The organism is Ensifer sp. 38_S197, assembly GCF_056924495.1.
The window spans coordinates 1771501-1790206 of record NZ_JBXOVZ010000002.1; the positions used below are offsets into that span (position 1 = coordinate 1771501).

At 62.3% G+C, this 18706-nt stretch carries 18 protein-coding genes and 1 pseudogene; 12 read left to right on the forward strand and 7 right to left on the reverse strand.

Features of this window, described 5'->3' with window-relative positions:
- The first annotated feature begins 6 nt into the window (after positions 1-6).
- The 10 genes and pseudogenes from AC1Z3V_RS21610 (at position 7) to AC1Z3V_RS21655 (ending at position 7344) form a co-directional block, all read left to right on the forward strand.
- Positions 7-600, forward strand: coding sequence for a cytochrome c oxidase assembly protein (locus tag AC1Z3V_RS21610; protein WP_483501616.1), 594 nt, complete (start codon positions 7-9; stop codon positions 598-600).
- 64 nt (positions 601-664) lie between these two features.
- On the forward strand, positions 665-1543 hold the full coding sequence (locus tag AC1Z3V_RS21615; protein ID WP_483501618.1) for a cytochrome c oxidase subunit 3: 879 nt from the start codon (positions 665-667) through the stop codon (positions 1541-1543).
- Between the two features lie 143 nt (positions 1544-1686).
- Positions 1687-1861: pseudogene (locus AC1Z3V_RS21620) on the forward strand (L,D-transpeptidase family protein); the annotation flags it as partial.
- The gene (locus AC1Z3V_RS21625; RefSeq protein ID WP_483501620.1) at positions 1858-2241 is read left to right on the forward strand and encodes a DUF983 domain-containing protein; all 384 of its coding nucleotides are present in this window, start codon (positions 1858-1860) and stop codon (positions 2239-2241) included. The pseudogene AC1Z3V_RS21620 and the gene AC1Z3V_RS21625, both read left to right, overlap by 4 nt.
- On the forward strand, positions 2210-2977 hold the full coding sequence (locus AC1Z3V_RS21630; protein ID WP_483501621.1) for an SURF1 family protein: 768 nt from the start codon (positions 2210-2212) through the stop codon (positions 2975-2977). Before AC1Z3V_RS21625 ends, AC1Z3V_RS21630 begins: the two co-directional genes overlap by 32 nt.
- Before the next feature lie 57 nt (positions 2978-3034).
- On the forward strand, positions 3035-3400 hold the full coding sequence (locus AC1Z3V_RS21635; RefSeq protein ID WP_483501622.1) for a DUF1304 domain-containing protein: 366 nt from the start codon (positions 3035-3037) through the stop codon (positions 3398-3400).
- A 3-nt stretch (positions 3401-3403) separates the two neighbouring features.
- Positions 3404-4414, forward strand: a complete 1011-nt coding sequence (gene ispH, locus AC1Z3V_RS21640) for a 4-hydroxy-3-methylbut-2-enyl diphosphate reductase (RefSeq protein WP_429807787.1) — start codon at positions 3404-3406, stop codon at positions 4412-4414.
- A gap of 39 nt (positions 4415-4453) precedes the next feature.
- Positions 4454-5434, forward strand: coding sequence for a homoserine kinase (locus AC1Z3V_RS21645; RefSeq protein ID WP_429807790.1), 981 nt, complete (start codon positions 4454-4456; stop codon positions 5432-5434).
- Entirely contained in the window at positions 5431-5898 is a 468-nt protein-coding gene (gene rnhA / locus AC1Z3V_RS21650) for a ribonuclease HI (protein WP_429807793.1), read from the forward strand. Before AC1Z3V_RS21645 ends, rnhA begins: the two co-directional genes overlap by 4 nt.
- Before the next feature lie 75 nt (positions 5899-5973).
- Positions 5974-7344: an IS1182 family transposase gene (locus AC1Z3V_RS21655; protein WP_483501625.1), complete on the forward strand. Its 1371-nt coding sequence runs from the start codon at positions 5974-5976 to the stop codon at positions 7342-7344.
- Between the two features lie 155 nt (positions 7345-7499).
- Here AC1Z3V_RS21655 and AC1Z3V_RS21660 read toward each other — a convergent pair whose 3' ends face one another.
- Both AC1Z3V_RS21660 and AC1Z3V_RS21665 read right to left on the reverse strand, forming a co-directional pair.
- Positions 7500-7985: a peroxiredoxin gene (locus AC1Z3V_RS21660; protein WP_057250664.1), complete on the reverse strand. Its 486-nt coding sequence runs from the start codon at positions 7983-7985 to the stop codon at positions 7500-7502.
- Positions 7986-8059: 74 nt separating this feature from the next.
- Positions 8060-8902, reverse strand: coding sequence for a protein-disulfide reductase DsbD domain-containing protein (locus AC1Z3V_RS21665; protein ID WP_483501627.1), 843 nt, complete (start codon positions 8900-8902; stop codon positions 8060-8062).
- A gap of 169 nt (positions 8903-9071) precedes the next feature.
- Here AC1Z3V_RS21665 and AC1Z3V_RS21670 point away from each other — a divergent pair, with 169 nt between their 5' ends.
- The gene (locus tag AC1Z3V_RS21670; RefSeq protein WP_429808907.1) at positions 9072-9677 is read left to right on the forward strand and encodes a YqgE/AlgH family protein; all 606 of its coding nucleotides are present in this window, start codon (positions 9072-9074) and stop codon (positions 9675-9677) included.
- A gap of 122 nt (positions 9678-9799) precedes the next feature.
- Here the strand turns inward: AC1Z3V_RS21670 and AC1Z3V_RS21675 are convergent, their stop codons facing one another.
- The 4 genes from AC1Z3V_RS21675 to thrC all read right to left on the reverse strand — a co-directional run bounded on the left by AC1Z3V_RS21675 (position 9800) and on the right by thrC (position 16432).
- On the reverse strand, positions 9800-12709 hold the full coding sequence (locus AC1Z3V_RS21675; protein WP_483501628.1) for an EAL domain-containing protein: 2910 nt from the start codon (positions 12707-12709) through the stop codon (positions 9800-9802).
- Complete coding sequence (locus tag AC1Z3V_RS21680; RefSeq protein WP_483501629.1) at positions 12709-13320, reverse strand: GNAT family N-acetyltransferase; 612 nt, start codon at positions 13318-13320, stop codon at positions 12709-12711. The genes AC1Z3V_RS21675 and AC1Z3V_RS21680 overlap by 1 nt, the downstream gene beginning before the upstream one ends.
- Before the next feature lie 393 nt (positions 13321-13713).
- Positions 13714-15015 (reverse strand): M16 family metallopeptidase, encoded by a 1302-nt coding sequence (locus tag AC1Z3V_RS21685; protein WP_429807802.1) that lies wholly within the window; start codon positions 15013-15015, stop codon positions 13714-13716.
- Between the two features lie 16 nt (positions 15016-15031).
- The gene (thrC, locus tag AC1Z3V_RS21690; RefSeq protein WP_483501630.1) at positions 15032-16432 is read right to left on the reverse strand and encodes a threonine synthase; all 1401 of its coding nucleotides are present in this window, start codon (positions 16430-16432) and stop codon (positions 15032-15034) included.
- Positions 16433-16714: 282 nt separating this feature from the next.
- Here thrC and AC1Z3V_RS21695 point away from each other — a divergent pair, with 282 nt between their 5' ends.
- A complete protein-coding gene (locus AC1Z3V_RS21695) occupies positions 16715-17266 on the forward strand; it encodes a hypothetical protein (protein ID WP_429808912.1) in 552 nt (183 codons plus the stop codon).
- A 180-nt stretch (positions 17267-17446) separates the two neighbouring features.
- On the opposite strand, the gene AC1Z3V_RS21700 is transcribed toward AC1Z3V_RS21695, so the two are convergent.
- Positions 17447-18553, reverse strand: coding sequence for an ABC transporter substrate-binding protein (locus AC1Z3V_RS21700; RefSeq protein WP_483501631.1), 1107 nt, complete (start codon positions 18551-18553; stop codon positions 17447-17449).
- Positions 18554-18706: the final 153 nt, after the last annotated feature.

The following is an 18706-nucleotide window of genomic DNA, read 5'->3' on the forward strand; positions in this document are numbered from 1 at the left end:
GCGGGTATGACGAATTCACCGGAATCCACGCCCAGGCAGCGCTCGAACCGCGTCGTCGTCGGTACCTGCCTCGCCTTCGTCGCCGGCATGGTCGGCATGGCCTATGCAGCCGTGCCGCTCTACGACATGTTCTGCCGCGTCACCGGCTATAACGGTACGACGCAGCGTGTCGAGCAGGCTTCCGATGTGATCCTGGACGAGAAGGTGAAGGTCACTTTCGACGCGAACACCTCGGGCGGTCTGCCCTGGGAGTTCAAGCCGGTCCAGCGCGACATCGATATCCGCATCGGTGAAACGGTGCAGGTGATGTACCGGGCGAAGAACCTGTCGTCGAAGCCGACGACAGGCCAGGCGACATTCAACGTCACGCCGATGCAGGCCGGTGCCTATTTCAACAAGGTACAGTGCTTCTGCTTCACCGAGACGACGCTGCAGCCGGGAGAGGAGATGGAGATGCCGGTGGTATTCTTCGTCGATCCGGACATCGTCAAGGCGGTGGAGACCAAGGACATCAAGACGTTGACGCTTTCCTACACCTTCTACCCGCGCGAACCGTCGAAACCGGTGGCGCAGGTGAAGACGGAAGAGAACAAACTTTGACTGGAGGTCCTTTTCGGCTATGCCGGAGAGGCGACAAGAGAGAGACTTATCGGGGATTACTGACATGGCCGGTGCGCATCAGAAGAATCACGACTACCACATCATCGACCCGAGCCCCTGGCCGTTGCTTGCCTCGATCGGCGCCTTCGTCATGGCGTTCGGCGGCATTTGCTACATGCGCTACCTCGCGGGCAGCTCGCTGAAGATTTTCGGTTTCGAGCTCGCCAACGTCTGGATCCTGCTCGCCGGTCTGATCATCGTTCTTTACACCATGTTCGGCTGGTGGTCGGACACGGTAAAGGAAGCGCATGAGGGTCACCACACCCGTGTCGTGTCGCTGCACCTGCGCTACGGCATGCTCATGTTCATCGCTTCGGAAGTGATGTTCTTCGTGGCCTGGTTCTGGGCCTTCTTTGATGCCAGCCTGTTCCCGGGCGAAGCCATCCAGGCCACCCGCGCCACCTTCACCGGCGGCGTCTGGCCGCCGAAGGGCATCGAAGTGCTCGACCCTTGGCATCTGCCGCTTTACAACACCGTCATCCTGCTGCTTTCGGGCACGACGGTCACCTGGGCGCATCATGCTCTGCTGCACAATGACCGCAAGGGCCTGGTCTCCGGCCTGACGCTGACGGTCATGCTCGGCGTGCTGTTCTCCTTCGTCCAGGGCTACGAATATGCCCACGCTCCGTTTGCCTTCAAGGACTCGATCTACGGCGCGACCTTCTTCATGGCGACCGGCTTCCACGGCTTCCACGTTCTGGTCGGCACGATCTTCCTGCTCGTCTGCCTGTTCCGTGCGCTCCGTGGCGACTTCACCCCGAAGCAGCACTTCGGCTTCGAAGCGGCGGCCTGGTACTGGCATTTCGTTGACGTCGTCTGGCTGTTCCTCTTCTTCTCCATCTACATCTGGGGTAGCTGGGGTGCGCCGATCGCTCACGGCTAATTCCGCGAGTATCTGACTGTTGCGAACAAGGCGGTTGCAGCCATGCAGCCGCCTTGTTCTTTTGTTGGCTTGTGGGGTCGAAACGCGACGGGCGATGCGAAATGCGGATTGCTCCGGCCGGTGTCAGTGCTGCTGCCCCAAGCGGAGCCGATCCGGGCGGCGTGATCATGATCCACGGCCAGCCCAATTATTTCGGCTGGTTGGCGTTTTGACGCAGCAGTTCGATTGGACGGACGGCTGCATTGCCGTTACCAATGCCGAAATGAATGATATCTGCGCGATGCGCCCAACAACACACCGATCGAGATCAAGCCGTGAGCGAAGACAAAGCACATTTCCCGCCGGTGGATCCGGTAATGACCGGCATCAAGGGGCTTTGTCCGCGTTGCGGCCAGGGCAAGCTCTTCGACGGTTTCCTCAAGGTCAAGCCGGCCTGCACGAGCTGTGACCTCGACTATCGCTTCGCCGATTCCGGCGATGGCCCTGTGGTCTTCGTCATCCTGATCGTCGGCTTCGTCGTCGTCGGCGCGGCGCTTTGGGCGGAGGTCAACTTCAGCCCGCCGCTCTGGCTGCATTTCCTGTTGTGGATCCCGCTTGCGACCATCCTCAGCCTTGGGCTGACACGCATGCTGAAGGGTGTCTTGATCAATCTGCAATACCGCAACAATGCGCGCTCTGGCGAGATCGACCGTGGTTGAGCTCGACAGCAGAAGGAAGCGGGGCCTTTTCGGACGCCTCGGCGCATTCGTTTTGCTCGCCGCCGCCTTCGCCATTCTTATCTCGCTCGGCACCTGGCAGATGCAGCGGCTGCACTGGAAGGAAGGCCTGCTGGCGGCGATCCAGGAGCGCCGGTCGGCACCTCCGGTATCGCTCGGCGAAATCGAGAAGATGCTCGCAGAGGGGGGCGATATCGACTACCGCACCGTGACGGTTACGGGCACCTTCGATCACACCAAGGAGCGGCACTTCTTCGCGACCTACAATGGCCGCACCGGCTATTATGTCTTCACGCCGCTGACATTGGACGATGGCCGCTTCCTCTTCGTCAATCGTGGTTTCGTTCCCTTCGAACAGAAGGATTCGTCGACCCGCCTTGCCGGCGAGCTTCCGGCCTTCGTGGGCATTCATGGCCTCGCACGACCGAAGCTTGACCAGAAGCCGTCGTCGCTCGTTCCGGAAAACGACCTCGCCAAGAACATCTTCTACTGGAAGGACCTCGACACGATGGCGTCGTCCGTCGGGCTTCCCGCGGACAAGGTGCTGCCGCTATTCGTCGATGCCGATGCGACACCCAATCCCGGTGGCCTGCCGATCGGCGGCGTTACCCAGTTCGATCTGCCCAACAACCATCTCCAATACGCGCTGACCTGGTATGGATTGGCGGCAGCGCTGGTGCTCGTCAGCGGTTTCTACCTGGTACGCCGCGGGCGATAGCCCCGCAACCGTCGCCGTGCTAACCCTGTTGACCGGATCGACGGCGGGGAACAATTGATGGCGATCATCGCAAGCTCTCTGATTGCCTTGACGGGATTGCTGCATGTCGGCTTTCTCGTGCTCGAGATGTTTCTGTGGACCGGGCCTCGGGGGAGGGCCGTCTTCCGCATGACACCCGCGCAGGCCGAGACAACGCGGGTCCTGGCCGCGAACCAGGGGCTCTACAATGGTTTTCTTGCGGCCGGCCTGTTCTGGTCGTTGATGCAATCGCAACTGGCCTTTGCCTTCGAGCTGAAGGTGTTCTTCCTTGTGTGCGTGATCGTTGCCGCTATATATGGCGCGTGGTCGGTCAAGCCGCGCATCCTCCTGATCCAGGGCGGCCCGGCGATCGCAGCGCTCCTTTTCGTTCTAATGGCATCCTGATCCATGGCATCATCAGCGGCAGTAAAATCCCCGATCACCATTCGCCTTTGCGGGCCGCGCGGCTTCTGCGCCGGCGTCGACCGGGCAATCCAGATCGTCGTCCTGGCGCTGAAGGAGTTCGGCGCGCCCGTCTATGTCCGCCACGAGATCGTGCACAACCGCTATGTCGTCGAAGGCCTCGAGGCCAAGGGCGCGATCTTCGTCGAAGAACTCGACGAGATCCCGCCGGAGCACCGCAAGCAGCCGGTCGTCTTTTCTGCGCATGGCGTGCCGAAATCAGTGCCCGCGGATGCGGATGCCCGCAATCTCTTCTATCTCGACGCCACCTGCCCGCTGGTCTCCAAGGTCCACAAGCAGGCGATGCGCCATCACCGTCTCGGCCGCCACGTCGTGCTGATCGGCCATGCCGGCCACCCGGAGGTGATCGGCACCATGGGGCAATTGCCTGAAGGCGCAGTGTCGCTGGTCGAGACGGTCGAGGATGCCGACGTCTACCAGCCGCCGGATCCGGACAATCTCGGCTTCGTCACCCAAACGACGCTGTCGGTCGACGACACGGCCGGCGTCATCAAGCGGCTGCACGAGCGCTTCCCGAACCTGACGGCGCCAGCCGCCGACTCGATCTGCTACGCCACCACCAACCGCCAGGAGGCGGTGAAACAGGCAGCCCCCGGCTGTGATCTGTTCCTCATCGTCGGCGCGCCCAACTCTTCCAATTCCAAGCGGCTCGTCGAAGTGGCGCTGAGGGCGGGCGCGAAGAAATCCGTGCTGGTCCAGCGCGCGTCGGAAATCGACTGGGCCGAGATGGGCGATATCTCGACGGTGGGCCTCTCGGCTGGCGCCTCGGCGCCCGAAGTGATCGTCAACGAGATCATCGAGGCATTCCGCGAGCGCTACGACGCGAGGGTGGAACTGGCCGATACGGTCGAGGAGAACGAGAATTTCCTCGTCAACCGCGAGATCCGCCACGTGCCGCTGACCGCCGCCGACATGGCCTTCGTCAACGGCGAATAACCCGCACTTCTTGCCGCATTTTCTTGAGAGTGGAAGACCTTGGCAGTTTACACCGATATCACGGAAGACGATCTCTCCCGCTTTCTCACCGCCTATGACGTCGGCCAGCTAACCTCCTATAAGGGGATTGCCGAAGGCGTCGAGAATTCCAATTTTCTGCTGCACACGACCAAGGGCTCCTACATTCTCACGCTTTACGAAAAGCGCGTGAACGCCGACGATCTGCCGTTCTTCCTCGGGTTGATGCATCATCTGGCAGAGCGCGGCCTGTCCTGCCCGCTGCCGCTGCCGCGGGCTGACGGCAAGCTGCTCGGTGAGCTCTCCGGTCGTCCGGCCGCCGTCATCTCCTTCCTCGAGGGCATGTGGCTGAGAAAGCCCGAGGCAAAGCACTGCCACGAAGTCGGCAGGGCGCTTGCCGCCATGCATCTTGCCGGCGAAGGCTTCGCGCTGAAGCGCACCAATGCGCTTTCCGTCACCGGCTGGCGGCCGCTCTGGGTCAATTCCGAGGCGCGTGCGGACGAGGTGCAGGCGGGTCTCAAGAACGAGATATCGGCGGAGCTCGAATACCTCGAGAGCCACTGGCCGAAATCCCTGCCGGAAGGCGTCATCCACGCCGATCTCTTCCCGGACAACGTCTTCTTCCTCGGAGACCGGCTGTCCGGCCTGATCGATTTCTATTTCGCCTGCAACGACTACCTCGCCTATGACGTCGCCGTCTGCCTCAATTCCTGGTGCTTCGAAAAGAACGGCTCCTACAACATCACCAAGGGCATGGCGATGCTTTCGGGCTACGAGAGCGTGCGCAAGCTGACGCCCGCCGAGGTCGACGCGCTGCCGCTGCTCTGCCGCGGCTCGGCACTGCGCTTCTTCCTGACGCGGCTCTACGATTGGCTGATGACGCCTGCCGGAGCGCTCGTGGTCAAGAAAGACCCGCTCGAATACCTGACGAAGATCCGCTTTCACCGCGCCATCGCTTCGAGCGCGGAATACGGCCTGAAACGCGAAGAGGGCCTGGCATGAAGCATGTCGACATCTTCACGGACGGTGCCTGCTCCGGCAATCCGGGGCCGGGCGGTTGGGGCGCGGTGCTGCGCTACGGCGAGGTGGAAAAAGAACTCTCCGGCGGCGAGGCCGAGACCACCAACAACCGCATGGAACTGTTGGCGGCGATCTCGGCGCTCGATGCGCTGAAGAGCGCCTGCGAGGTCGATCTCCATACCGACAGCAAATATGTGATGGACGGCATTTCCAAGTGGATCCACGGCTGGAAGAAGAACGGCTGGAAGACCGCGGACAAGAAGCCGGTGAAAAACGGCGAGCTCTGGCAGCGGCTGGATGAAGCCAATCGCCGCCACAAGGTGACCTGGCACTGGGTCAAGGGCCATGCCGGTCATCCTGAAAACGAGCGCGCCGACGAGCTCGCCCGCAAGGGCATGGAGCCCTACAAGAAGCCGCGCCGTTCGGACTCTCTCCTCGTGAAATGAAAAACGGGCCGTAGAGGCCCGTCAGACTGCTGACAAACCCCTGGCGTTTGCCGGGGTTTTTTGATTCCTTGGGTCATGTTGAAGAAACCCGGCCCCGAACAGACCGCGCTTGAGATGGTGACGCTGGAGCAGCTGGTCCCGAAGGATCACCTGCTGCGTCGGATCGATGCGGTGATCGACTTTTCCTTCATCCATGATCGGGTTGCCGGGCTTTATTGCGCCGACAACGGTCGTCCGCCGCTTGATCCGACCTTGATGTTCAAGGCGCTGTTCATCGGCTACCTGTTCGGCATCCGCTCCGAGCGCCAGCTGGTGCGCGAGATCGAGGTCAATGTCGCCTATCGCTGGTTCCTGCGGCTGAAGCTGACCGCTGGGGTGTTCGACGCCTCGACGCTGTCGCAGAACCGGCGGCGGCGTTTCAATGATACGTCGGTGGCGCAAGACATCTTCGACCACATCGTCAGCCAAGCGATCGCCCATGGGCTGGTCGATGGTACGGTGCTCTATACCGACTCGACCCATCTGAAGGCCAATGCCAACAAGGGTAAATACGATTTGCAGATGATCGAGAAGTCGCGCTCCGACTACTGGGCCGATCTCGACCGGGCGATCGATGCGGAACGCGCCTTGCACGGCCAGAAGCCGTTGAAGGAGAAAGAGCGCGAACCCGAGGTGAAGGAGACCAAGGTGTCGCGCACCGATCCCGACAGTGGCTACATGGTGCGCGAGGGCAAGCCGAAGGGCTTCTTCTATCTCGATCACCGCACGGTGGACGGCCGCCACGCGATCATCACCGACACCTTTGCCACACCGGCCAACGTGCACGACTCGATCGTCTATCTCAACCGATTGGACCGCCAACGCGACCGCTTCGGCTTCGCGGTTGGGGCGGTCGGGCTCGATGCCGGCTATGCCACCGCCGGTATCGCCAGGGGGCTGGAAGACCGCGCCATCCACGGCGTCACCGGCTACCGCAACCCGACGCCGCCCAGGCCCGGCATGATGCGCAAGTCGAAGTTCGTCTACGACCACGGGCAGGATGGCTACCGCTGCCCCGAGGGTCAGCTTCTGACCTACGCCACCACCGACCGCAACGGCTACCGCCACTATACCTCCGATCCCACAACCTGCTGCGACTGCCCGCTGCTGGCCTCCTGCACCGGCAACGTCAAGGCCGTGCGCACCGTCACCCGCCATGTCTGGGCCGACGCGCGCGAGCGCACCGACGCCCACCGGCTGACCCCTTGGGGCAAGGCGGTCTACAAGCGGCGCAAGGAGACGGTGGAGCGCTCCTTCGCCGACGCCAAGCAACTGCATGGCCACCGCTATGCCCGCTTCCGCGGCCTCGTCAAAGTCACATGCCAATGCCTGCTGGCCGCAGCCGCCCAGAACATCAAGAAGATCGCCTTGGCGCTGACCAAAGCGCCGAAACCAGCGCTGGCGTGAACCAAGCCGCCGCGCTCGTGCCCTTCGAACCCGACCGGCCACCTTCGCTCGATGCCCCCCACAAACAAAAACAAAACCCGCCGAAAATATCGACGGGTTTGTCAGCGGTCTGACGGGCCGTAGAGGCCCGTTTCCATTTGCACCTACTTCTGCGCTCAGAGCTGTTCGAGCATCGCGGCAGCGCCGGAAACGGTCGCCTGGCCCGGGCTTTCTTCGAGATTGAGCGACTTCACCACGCCATCTTCCACCAGCATCGAATAGCGCTTCGAGCGGACGCCGAGCGTGCCGGCCGACAGGTCGATGTCCATGCCGAGCGCCTTGGTGAAGGCGGCGTTCCAGTCGGAGAGGAAGTGGATCTTGCCCATCCCGCCAGACGCGGTTGCCCAGGCGCCCATCACATGCAGGTCGTTGACGGAAACCACGGCGATATCGTCGATGCCGCGGGCAAGGATCGCGTCGCGGTTCTCGAGGTAGCCGGGCAGATGGTTGAGGGAGCAGGTGGGCGTGAAGGCACCCGGAACGGCGAAGAGCACGACGCGCTTGCCCGCGAAGAGCTGATCGGTGGTGACCTCCACCGGACCATCGGCGGTTTTTTCCTTGAAGGTTGCGGCTGGTAGTTTGTCTCCGACGGCAATGGTCACGGCACTCTCCTTGCGTTGCTTGCGTCTTCGCTTCTCCGCTCGTGTCGGAGAACCTGCGGGACTATAGATGCGGCCTAATCAAAGGCAAGGGTCGTCTCCATGCTGCGGCCCTTCGCGCGTATGGTGACAACGATCGGCTTGCCCTTGAGTTCCTTGTCCTTGCCGGGGAGCCGGACCGGCACGGTCGCGCCGAGGCCGGTCTCGCCCTTCGTCGTGATCTCGGGCTTGCCGAAGGAAACACCGGATGGGCCGGCCAGGAACAGTTCAGGATGGTCCTTGCCGTCGGGCAAGTGAAAGGAAAGGTGCAGCACGGCCTTGTCCGCGTCGTAATGGCTCGCCGTGACGGCAAAATCCCTGGAAGGTGCTTCCGGCAATGCGGCGATCGCGTCATCGATGCGCGCGCCGTCGAGCGGATTGTCCAGATCGCCCTCATTCAGTGCCAGCGTCAACTCGCCCTGGACGGGGATACAGATATCCTCGCAGATGCCGAGAAACACCGAGGCGCGAATGTTGACATCGCCCGTGCCTTGGACGCGCCTCAGCGTCAGCGGGAATGCAACCGGCTTGTCGTAACCGACATAGCGCACCACGCCGTCGTCGAAGGTCTTAGGCACCGGGAAGCCGATCTTCTCGAGCACGACGCCGCTCGTCGGGTCGATCGTCACCTGCGGAGGGATGCCGCTTGCGCCAGGTTCCCGCCAATAGGTCTTCCAGCCCGCATTGAGCTTGACCTCAAGCGTTGCCGGGATCGTGCCGTCCTGCTTGGGCTGGGCCGCGACCAGGCGGACCATGCCGCCCGGGGAGGTGACCCACTCGCTGGTGGCCGCCTGTGTCGCCAGCGGAAGAAAAAAAGCGGCGATGAGGCTTGCCGCGCCAATGAACTGGGCCATGTTCTGGTATGTGGAGCGCTGGATCATGCCGGAAGCAATATCGCTTTTGCCGGCGAGGCTCCAGACGCTCGAAAGAGAGCGACGATCATAATCGCTTGATCGGACACGGCGAAGTGAACGTCGTGCGTGCAATATTTCCGGACCGCGACGCTGAGGCGCTTTTCATTTCGCGGCGAATTGGTAGGCTGTTCCCATGATGTCGACTCCGATGGCGCAGAAGAGACGGGAGCGAGGTTTCCTTGACGGTCAGTTCCTGATCGCCATGCCGGGGATGTTTGATGCGAATTTCGCCCGCACGGTCATCTTCATCTGCGCCCATTCGGACGACGGCGCGATGGGCTTCGTGCTCAATCGGCCTCAGCAACTGACCTTTCCGGACGTGCTGCTCCATCTCGATATTCTCGACGAGGAAGAGGCGATCCGCCTTCCGCAGATGACACGGGATTTCCAGATTCAGGCCGGCGGGCCGGTCGAGACCGGGCGCGGTTTCGTGCTGCATTCCGACGACTATCTGAGCGATTCCAGCATCCCCGTCAGCGACGACATCTGCCTGACCGCGACACTCGATATCGTCCGCGCCATTTCGCGCGGGGAGGGGCCGGTCAAGGCGACGATGATGCTCGGCTATGCCGGGTGGGGACCGGGGCAACTCGAAGCGGAAATCACCCAGAACGGCTGGCTCACATGCCCGGCGCGTGAAGAACTGATCTTCGACAAGGCTCTGGACGACAAATACGACCGGGCGCTGGCCCTGATGGGCGTGTCGGCCGCGATGCTCTCCGCGGATGCGGGCCACGCCTGATTTGTCGGATGAGCCCGCTTTCTTCAGGACATCCATGCTGAAAAGCAAAGCCCGTCGGACTGTTGCCTGACGGGCTTTGGACGATGGTGTGTTTCTCGCCGAGCGGCGTCGCCTTGCCGAAATCACGCCCGCTTCATCAGCGGAAAGCGTTCTTTCAGCAGCCGCTGGATCGATTCCGAGCCAATCGGCGGTCCGAAGAGGAAGCTCTGGCCGTAGTCGCAGCCCATCTGCGAGAGCTGGATTGCATCGTCCTCGGACTCGATACCCTCGGCCACCACCTGCATATCGAGTTCACGCGCCATGGTGATCACCGAGCGCAGGAGAATGCCGCGCTTGTCGCTCGGGTCACGCACCAGTGCCTTGTCGATCTTGATCGTGTCGAAGGGGAAACGCGTGAGGTAGGAGAGCGACGAATGGCCGGTACCGAAGTCGTCAAGCGCCAGCTTCAGGCCTGCTTCCTTCAGCTTTTCAAGGACGAGGCGGGCCTGCTCTGGGTTTTCCATCACGAGTGATTCCGTCAGTTCCATCTTCACCTTGCCCGGATCGCAGCGGTTCTTGGTGAGGATGGCGCGGACATCGTCATAGAGCTCGTTGTTGAGAAGCTGCGCGCTCGAAAGGTTGATCGAGACGAAGATCGGCAGGTCGCCGGTCTGGAGCTGCCATTCCGTCAGATCGCTCGTCGCCTTGTCGAAAGCGAACATTCCGAGCTGGCTGATGAGGTCCGAATTTTCGGCAATCGGAATGAACTCGGTCGGCGAGATATTGCCGCGCTTCGGATGATCCCAGCGCATCAGCGCCTCGAAGCCGGCGATCTCCGCGTCGTTCAATCGAACGATCGGCTGGTAGACCAGCGAGAGCTCCTTGCGTTCGATCGCCCGCTTGAGGTCGGCTTCGAGCTGGAGCCGGTCCGACCCGGATGTGCGGAAGGCGGGGCGGAAGGGTTCGACACGGTTGCCGCCTTCCTTCTTCGCCCGGAACATGGCGAGCTCGGCGTCGTCGAGCAGGCCCGCAGCGCTTTGCTCCTGGTCGAGCCAGGAAACGAGGCCGATCGATGCCGTCAGGTTGATTTCGCGGTTGCCGTAGTTGAGCGGCACCATGATCGCCTTGCTCACCGCGTCGGCGAAATCCGCGACCTTGGCGGGGTCGCGCTCGGACATCAGGATCAGCCCGAACTGGTCGCCGCCGAGGCGGGCAAGCGTGTCCTGCGGGCGCAGGAGCCGGCGCAAGCGCCGGGTCAAGGCGATCAGGATGTTGTCGCCCGCGGCGATGCCCAGGAGGTCATTGACCTGCTTGTAGCGGTCTATGTCGATTGCCAGCACCGTCGGGCGAACCGAATTGCTGCCGTCAGCCATCAGCAGGATCGCCTGCAGCCGGTCGAGGAACACCTGACGGTTCGGAAGACCGGTCAGATTGTCGAGCAGCGCATTGTGCAGCAGCCGCTCGACGGAATTGCGCTGCTCGGTAATGTCGATGATCGTGCCGACACAGCGGATGATTTCGCCGTTGGCGCCGAGCACCGGCCGGGCGCGGATGGCGAGCCAGTGGTAATGGCCGTCCTCGGCACGCACGCGAAATTCGTGGTTGAGCTTGCCGCGGCGGCGCTCCAGAAGCACGTCGAGGGTCGCCCGGAAGCGGTCGCGGTCGTCAGGGTGCAGGCGCGGCAACCAGTTGCGCAAGGGGCCGTGCATGCTGCCGAGCGACAGTCCGAGCTGGGTCGAAATATCGGGCATGGTCACCACCCGATCGCGGGCGACGTCCCAGTCCCAGACAGTGTCGCCGGAGCCGGTAAGCGCCAGCGACTGGCGCTCGAGATCGGAGAACAGGCCCTGCTGGTAGCCGCTGCCGGCAACCGCATGCTGCATGACGGTGAAGCCGATCAACAGCACGATGAGCACGAGACCGCCGCCGAGCGCCGGCTGCACGATGTCGTTGGCAAGCTGGCCGGTGACAGTCAGCCACGCGCCGAAGAGCCAGACGAGGATGAGCAGCCAGGCAGGCACCAGAAGGATTGCACGGTCGTAGCGGTTGAAGCCGAGATAGGCGATCAGCACGATCCCGACCGTTCCGGTCAAAGCGAAGGAGAGGCGGGCGATGCCGGACGCGATTGCCGGATCATAGACGGCGACGCCGAAGAGCAGGCCGAGACCCAGAATCCAGGCGAGCGTGGCGTAACCGAGATGCTGATGCCAGCGGTTGAGATTGAGATAGGTGAACAGGAAGATCACGAGGCCCGCCGCCAGGAAGACCTCGGTGCCCGCTCGCCATATTCGCTCGTCGCCGGCCGTGACGCTGATGAGCTTCGAGAGGAAGCCGAAATCGACGCAGATATAGGCGAGAACCGCCCAGGCGAGTGCCGCCGTTGCCGGCAGCATAGAGGTTCCCTTGACGACGAAGAGGATCGTCAGGAACACCGCGAGCAGGCCGGCAATGCCGAGCACGATGCCGCGATAGAGCGTGAAGGCGTTGACCGTATCCTTGTAGGAATCCGGTTCCCACAGGTAGATCTGCGGCAGCTCCGGCGTCGCCAGTTCCGCGACGAAGGTGATGATGACGCCCGGCGCCAGCGTGATGCGGAAGACGTCCGCCTCGTCGCTCGGTTCGCGGCTGAGCGCAAAACCTTCGCTGGGGGTGATCGAAAGGATGCGTTTGGAGCCGAGATCCGGCCAGAAGAGCTTGGAATTCACCAGTCGGAAATGCGGTGCGACGATCACGCGGTCGAGCGGTTCGGCCGAAACGTTAGCGAGCGCGAACACGGCCCAGTCGCCCTGATGGTCCTCGCTGCTGGAGCGCACCTCGATGCGGCGCACGATGCCGTCGGTTCCGGGCGCCGTCGAGACCTGGAAGGCTTCATTGCGGCCGCTGTAGATTTCTGTCGTCGCCGTGAGGTCGAGCGCGGTGTCCTCGCGCGAGATCTTCACCGGCTCCAGAGCCTGGGCCGCACCGCCGAGCGCGCAGAAAAACGTCGTGAGCGTAATCAGAAACGCTGCCAGCTTCGAAGCTGACCAGGCGAAGGGCGAGCGGGTTAGAGGCATCAAAGGGGCATATTCCTGTTCGGTAGGGCATCGTCGGACAGGAGAGAAAAGAGCACGTGGTCCCGCCAATGGCCATTGATTCTCAAGTACTGTCTTAAGTAGCCTTCACGCTCAAAACCGGCCTTTTCAAGGAGCCGGATGCTTCTTGAGTTGTCCGGAATACAGGCTGCTTCAATACGGTGCAACTCAAGGGTCGAAAAGATGTAGGGAATAGCGAGCCTCAGGGCCGCGTACATATGGCCCTTGCCGGCGTGGCGTTCGCCCATCCAATAGCCGATCATGCAGTTTTGCCCGGCGCCGCGGCGGATGTGCCCGATGGTCAGCCCCCCGAGCAACATCTCGTCTGGCTTGTGGAAAAGAAAGAGCGGCACGGCCTGGCCGGAGGAATATTCCTGCTCGTTGCGGATGACCCGGCTGCGAAAGGCGCTCTCGGTCATCTCGTCGGGACGCCAGGTTGGCTCCCAAGGTTCGAGGAAGCCGCGGCTCTCGCTTCTCAGCTGATACCACTGGCGATAATCGGCATAGCGCGGGAGCCGCAGCAGGTAGTTCTGATCGGCGATTTCGATCGTCTCCGGCTGCCGCGACAGGAACCGAAAAACCGATCGTGTCATAGCTGCCTCCGAGGCCGTCCAGTTTGCGTGCGGGGATGCTTATCGTCCGCCCGGCAGCGCGCCTTTGCGCTGTCACAAACCGAAACGTTGCACAACTTTGCGCGCAAATCGAATCCGATTTTGCGAAAAGACGCAAAGACTTCACCATTTCCGACACGGTGCTTGCGTCCTCGGTGGCCGAGAGCGATTCCAGGAAAAGTGGCGAACGCCTTCGCCAGGAATCGCCCAGACGTGAAAAAGCAAGATCATTTCACGGTTTCGATCCTTGAAATGACCTAGAGCGCCGCGCGTCTTATCAGACACGCAAAGGTCGCTGTAGCACTTTGATTTACTGCATGTCTTCGTCCTCAAGTCGAGGTCGATTTGAGCACGACGACATGCAGCAGGGCCTGTTTAGCTGGCGACGGCGTGCGGAACGGCGGCCTTGCCGGTCAAGGACGACAGGATATCGCCCATCGGGGCAAGCTGCTCCAGCGGGCCGATGGCCGAAAGCGTCGGCGTCGTGTCGAAGAACAGCCGGCCGGCAAGGTCGGTCAGACGCTCGATGGTGATGCCGGAGAGGCGCTCCATCAGTTCTTCGTTCGGGATCGGGCGGCCATAGAGCATCATCTGGCGGGCAATCTGGCCGGCCCGGGCCGCCGGGCTTTCCTGGCCCATCAGCAACTGTGCTCGGATCTGGGCGCGGGCCCGCTCGATTTCCTGCTGCTCGATGTTCATCGAGGATTTGCGCAGTTCGTCGACGATGACGGGCATCAGTTCCGGCAGGTTTTCGCCGCCGGTGGCCGCATGCACCCCGAAGATGCCGGTATCGGAAAAGCCCCAATGGAAGGCGTAGACCGAATAACAGAGGCCGCGATGCTCACGCACTTCCTGGAAGAGGCGTGAGGACATGCCGCCGCCGAGGATGTTGGCGAGGATCTGCGAACAGTAGAAGTCGCGGGCGTGGTAGGCCTTGCCCTCGAAGCCGAGCAGGACCTGCGCGTCCATCAGGTCGCGCGTCTCGCGGCTGTCGCCGCCCGTATAGCGGGCGACTTCGAGCACCGGCGTCGCGATCGGCGTGCGCGGAAGCGCCGAGAAACGCTCCTCCACCTGGCGCACGAAGGCCTCGTGCTCGACGGCACCGGCCGCGACCACGAACATGCGGTCGGTGGTGTAGTTGCGGCCGAGATACTGGCGGATCTGATCGGCAGAAAACGACATGACCGTATCGGGGGTGCCGAGGATCGGCCGTCCGACGGTCTGGTTGCGATAGGCGGTTTCGGCGAAACGGTCGAAGACGACGTCGTCGGGCGTGTCGTCGGCGGCGCCGATCTCCTGCAGGATCACCTGCTTCTCGCGCCGCAATTCCTCGTCGTCGAAGGTGGATTCGGTGAGGATGTCGGCGAGAATGTCGACCGCCAGCGGCACGTGATCCTTGAGGACGCGTGCATAGTAGGAGGTCGTCTCGGTCGACGTGGCGGCATTGACTTCGCCGCCGACATTTTCGATTTCTTCGGCAATCTGTCGGGCGGTGCGTCGCGCGGTGCCCTTGAAAGCCATGTGCTCCAGCAGGTGGGCTATGCCATGTTCGCCCAAGGTTTCATTGCGCGAACCGGATTTGATCCACACCCCGAGCGCCACGCTTTCGAGATGCGGCATCTGCTCGGTTACCACCGTCAACCCGGAAGGGAGCCGGGTGCACTCAACTTTCATCATACGTTTCTTCTCGTTCTTACCCCCGGAGACGGGTGCGCTCGCCGATAAAGGTCTCGACGCTCTTCAGGTCCGGATCCAGGATATCGAAACGCTCCTCCCTGTACATCAGGTCAGCAAGCCACGTCGGAAGCGCCGGGTCAATACCACTGGCCGATTTTACCGCGTCCGGGAATTTCGCCGGATGGGCGGTGGCGAGCGTCACCATGGGGGCGGACGGCTTCTCGTGCTTGGCGGCGACAAAGACGCCGACGGCGCTGTGCGGATCGAGCAGATAGCCGGTTTTTTCCAGCGTCTTGGCGATCGTCTTGGCCACCTCCTTCTCCGAGGCGCGGCCGGCGCGGAACTCCTTGCGGATGGCCTTCAGCGCCTTTTCGCGTATGGTGAAGGAACCGGACTGCTTGAGGCCGTCCATGGCCGAGCGCACTTCGCCCGGGTCGCGATCGTTCGCCTCGAACAGCAGCCGCTCGAAGTTCGACGAGATCTGGATATCCATCGACGGCGCGGTCGTCGCCTTGACGTCGCGCATCTCGTAGCGCCCCGTCTTCAGCGTGCGGGCAAGGATGTCGTTTTCGTTGGTGGCGATCACCAGCTTGTCGATCGGCAGGCCCATGCGCTTGGCGACGTACCCGGCGAAGATGTCGCCGAAATTGCCGGTCGGGACCGTGAAGGAGATCTTGCGGTCCGGCCCGCCGAGTGCGACCGCCGTGGTGAAGTAGTAGACGATCTGGGCCATGATGCGCGCCCAGTTGATCGAGTTGACGCCCGAAAGCTTGACGCGGTCACGGAAGGCGGCGTCGTTGAACATGCCTTTGACGAGGTTCTGGCAGTCGTCGAAGTTGCCTTTGACGGCGATGGCGTGAACGTTCGATGCCTTCGACGTCGTCATCTGTCGCTGCTGCACCGGTGAAACCTTGCCGTGCGGGAAGAGGATGAAGATGTCGGTGCGTTCTCGGCCGGCGAAGGCGTCGATCGCGGCGCCCCCGGTGTCGCCCGAGGTCGCGCCGACGATCGTGGCGCGCTCGCCGCGCTCGGCCAGCACATAGTCCATCAGCCGCGCAAGCAGTTGCATCGCCACGTCCTTGAAGGCGAGTGTCGAGCCGTGGAAGAGTTCCATGACGAAGGCGTTCGGTCCGGTCTGCACCAGCGGTGCCACCGCCGGATGGCGGAAGGTGGCGTAGGCTTCGTCGATCATTTCGCGGAATTTGGCCGCGGGGATCTCGCCATTGGTGAAGGGTTCGAGCACGGTGAACGCGATTTCCTGATAGGATTTGCCGCGCAAGCCCCGGATTTCCTTCTTGGAAAACTTTGGCCATTCCTTGGGGAGATAGAGACCGCCGTCGCGCGCCAGACCGGCAAGCAGCGCGTCGCAGAAGCCGAGAGGAGCGGCTTCGCCGCGCGTCGAGATATACTTCACCATGATTGTCCTTCGTCCCACGTCCAGGATTGCCGCGACCCTAGGAAAACGGCGCCGCGGCATGCCCGTCTTATTGCGTCAGTCCTTGACAAAGTCTGCATCTATTCTTGTCACCGACGCAATTTCCGACTGTAGATCAGGCTTCGGAAAATTCGGAAGGGACACGCCGACCCGATCGATTTTTCAGTTTGTCGCTGCTATAGACGATGCCCGAAGGCCATGAAAGGTCTTCCGGCCGAGATTTCGGTCAAGGAGTTTCAACCGGTCCAGCAGAGGTTGTTCAACGTGTTTGGCAAAGTATCCCGGCCTGTTCTCGCAATATCTTTTCTCGCGATTCTCGCCGGCTGTAACAAGACGCAATCCGGCGGAGCGATCGATGCGGGCGGCAGCGCCACCGCTCCGACGCCAGCCGTCGTCCAGGCCGCGTGCCCGCAGGTCGTCCTGCGGGATGGCACGTCGGTGTTCACCAGCTACGCCAAGGGTGCCAAAAACGACCCGACGAAGGTCGTCTACCAGGCCTCGCTCGCCGACACCACGCGCCAGTGCGTGCAGAGCGAAGGCGCATTGACGATGACCGTGGTGGCGCAGGGACGCGTCGTCAGCGGCCCGGCGGGTGGCCCCGGCAAGATCACCATGCCGATCCGTGTCGCTGCGACCGACGAAGACAAGACGCTTTACTCCGAGCTGACGCAGCAAGCGGTCGAAATTCCCTCGACCGGCTCGGCACAATTCGTCTTCACCAAGGCGAACGTGACGCTGCCGGCCGGCGCCGGATCCAACGTCACCGTCTATGTCGGCTTCGACGAGGGGCCGCCGGCCAAGGGCAAGAAGAAGTAAGCAGCGGCGCACACCGCACAAAAAAAACGCCGGGGCTTGCCCCGGCGTTCTCATTTCCATCACGTTCAGATCTCGATTTTGGGTCGGATCGACCCAAAATCATCAACGTGATCGATTCTCAACGTTGGAGCGGGAAGCGCGCGGAAAACCGCACGCACTTTTCCTCATCGCGCATCTAGCTTACTCAGCCGGAACGCTCTTGCCGCCTTCCCACTTGTAGAGCGAGAAAGCCTGCGAGGTCAGGTCGCCGGCTTCGCCATAGGTCAGCTTGCCGAGCACGGTGTCGATCGCTTCACCGGACTTGATCGCAGTGGCAACCGCAGTCGCGTCTTCGGCGGAGCCGGCCTTTTCGATGCCGGCCTTCAGCACCTGCACGGCGGCATAGGCGTTGAGGGTGAAGGCCTCGGCCGGAATGTTCTTCGCCTTCAGCGCTTCGACGGCCGGCGCCGATGCCGGATTGCGGGTCGCGTCACTGGCGTTGGTGTAGATCGTGCCGGACGCGGCTTCGCCGCCGATCGCCCAGAACTCGGTGTTCGACAGGCCGTCACCGCCGAAGATCTGTGCCTTCACGCCCTGGTCGTGCATCTGGCGTGCGAGCAGGCCGCCTTCCGGATGGTAACCGCCGAAGTAGACGACATCGACGTTCTCGGACTTCAGGCGGGTGACGATGGCGCTGAAGTCCTTGTCGCCCGGATTCAGGCCTTCATAGACGACTTCGGTGATGCCGCCTGCATTGATCGCCTTCTTGAAGCCGTCAGCGAGGCCCTTGCCGTAAGGAGCCTTGTCGTGCAGGACGGCGACCTTCTTGTCCTTGAGGTTCTTGACCACATAGGCAGCGGCGACTTCGGCCTGCTGGTCGTCGCGGCCGCAGGTGCGCAGCACGTTCCAGAGACCACGGGTGGTGAGGTCGGGCGTCGTTGCCGTCGGCGTCACCATCAGGATGCCGTTTTCGGCGAGAACGTCGGAAGCCGCCATGGAGGTGCCCGAGAGCACCGGGCCGACGACGTAGTGGATGCCTTCGCCGGCCGCCTGGTTGGCAACCGAAACGGCCTGCTTCGGGTCACCGGCGTCGTCGAGCAGCTTCAGAACGATCTTTTCGCCGTTGATGCCGCCAGCCTTGTTGATCTCTTCGGCGGCCGTTTCCGCCCCGTTCTTCACTTGCTCGCCATAGGCCGCGACCGGGCCGGTGAGCGGCGTGATGACGCCAACGGTGATATCGGCGAAGGCGAGCGGGCCGAAGGCGACGCTGGCCGCCAGGGTCAGGCCGGTCAACATTGAAAGACGCATAGTGTTTCCTCCTAGAAATACCCCTGATGGGGCTTGCTTGATATGGCCTTCGTGCGCGGCTTCGAAAACCTACTGTACGTGTCCTTGAACCGTAACCGGTCAATGGACGAAAACATGCAGCATTTCAGGGTGCTACAGCGACCGTTGCGCCTC

Coding starts and splice junctions, on each gene's coding strand:
- AC1Z3V_RS21610 (WP_483501616.1), top strand. CDS start 7: ATGACGAATTCACCGGAATCCACGCCCAGGCAGCGCTCGAACCGCGTC.
- AC1Z3V_RS21615 (WP_483501618.1), top strand. CDS start 665: ATGGCCGGTGCGCATCAGAAGAATCACGACTACCACATCATCGACCCG.
- AC1Z3V_RS21630 (WP_483501621.1), top strand. CDS start 2,210: ATGCGCGCTCTGGCGAGATCGACCGTGGTTGAGCTCGACAGCAGAAGG.
- AC1Z3V_RS21635 (WP_483501622.1), top strand. CDS start 3,035: ATGGCGATCATCGCAAGCTCTCTGATTGCCTTGACGGGATTGCTGCAT.
- ispH (WP_429807787.1), top strand. CDS start 3,404: ATGGCATCATCAGCGGCAGTAAAATCCCCGATCACCATTCGCCTTTGC.
- rnhA (WP_429807793.1), top strand. CDS start 5,431: ATGAAGCATGTCGACATCTTCACGGACGGTGCCTGCTCCGGCAATCCG.
- AC1Z3V_RS21655 (WP_483501625.1), top strand. CDS start 5,974: ATGTTGAAGAAACCCGGCCCCGAACAGACCGCGCTTGAGATGGTGACG.
- AC1Z3V_RS21665 (WP_483501627.1), bottom strand. CDS start 8,902: ATGATCCAGCGCTCCACATACCAGAACATGGCCCAGTTCATTGGCGCG.
- AC1Z3V_RS21670 (WP_429808907.1), top strand. CDS start 9,072: ATGTCGACTCCGATGGCGCAGAAGAGACGGGAGCGAGGTTTCCTTGAC.
- AC1Z3V_RS21675 (WP_483501628.1), bottom strand. CDS start 12,709: ATGCCTCTAACCCGCTCGCCCTTCGCCTGGTCAGCTTCGAAGCTGGCA.
- AC1Z3V_RS21680 (WP_483501629.1), bottom strand. CDS start 13,320: ATGACACGATCGGTTTTTCGGTTCCTGTCGCGGCAGCCGGAGACGATC.
- AC1Z3V_RS21685 (WP_429807802.1), bottom strand. CDS start 15,015: ATGATGAAAGTTGAGTGCACCCGGCTCCCTTCCGGGTTGACGGTGGTA.
- thrC (WP_483501630.1), bottom strand. CDS start 16,432: ATGGTGAAGTATATCTCGACGCGCGGCGAAGCCGCTCCTCTCGGCTTC.
- AC1Z3V_RS21700 (WP_483501631.1), bottom strand. CDS start 18,553: ATGCGTCTTTCAATGTTGACCGGCCTGACCCTGGCGGCCAGCGTCGCC.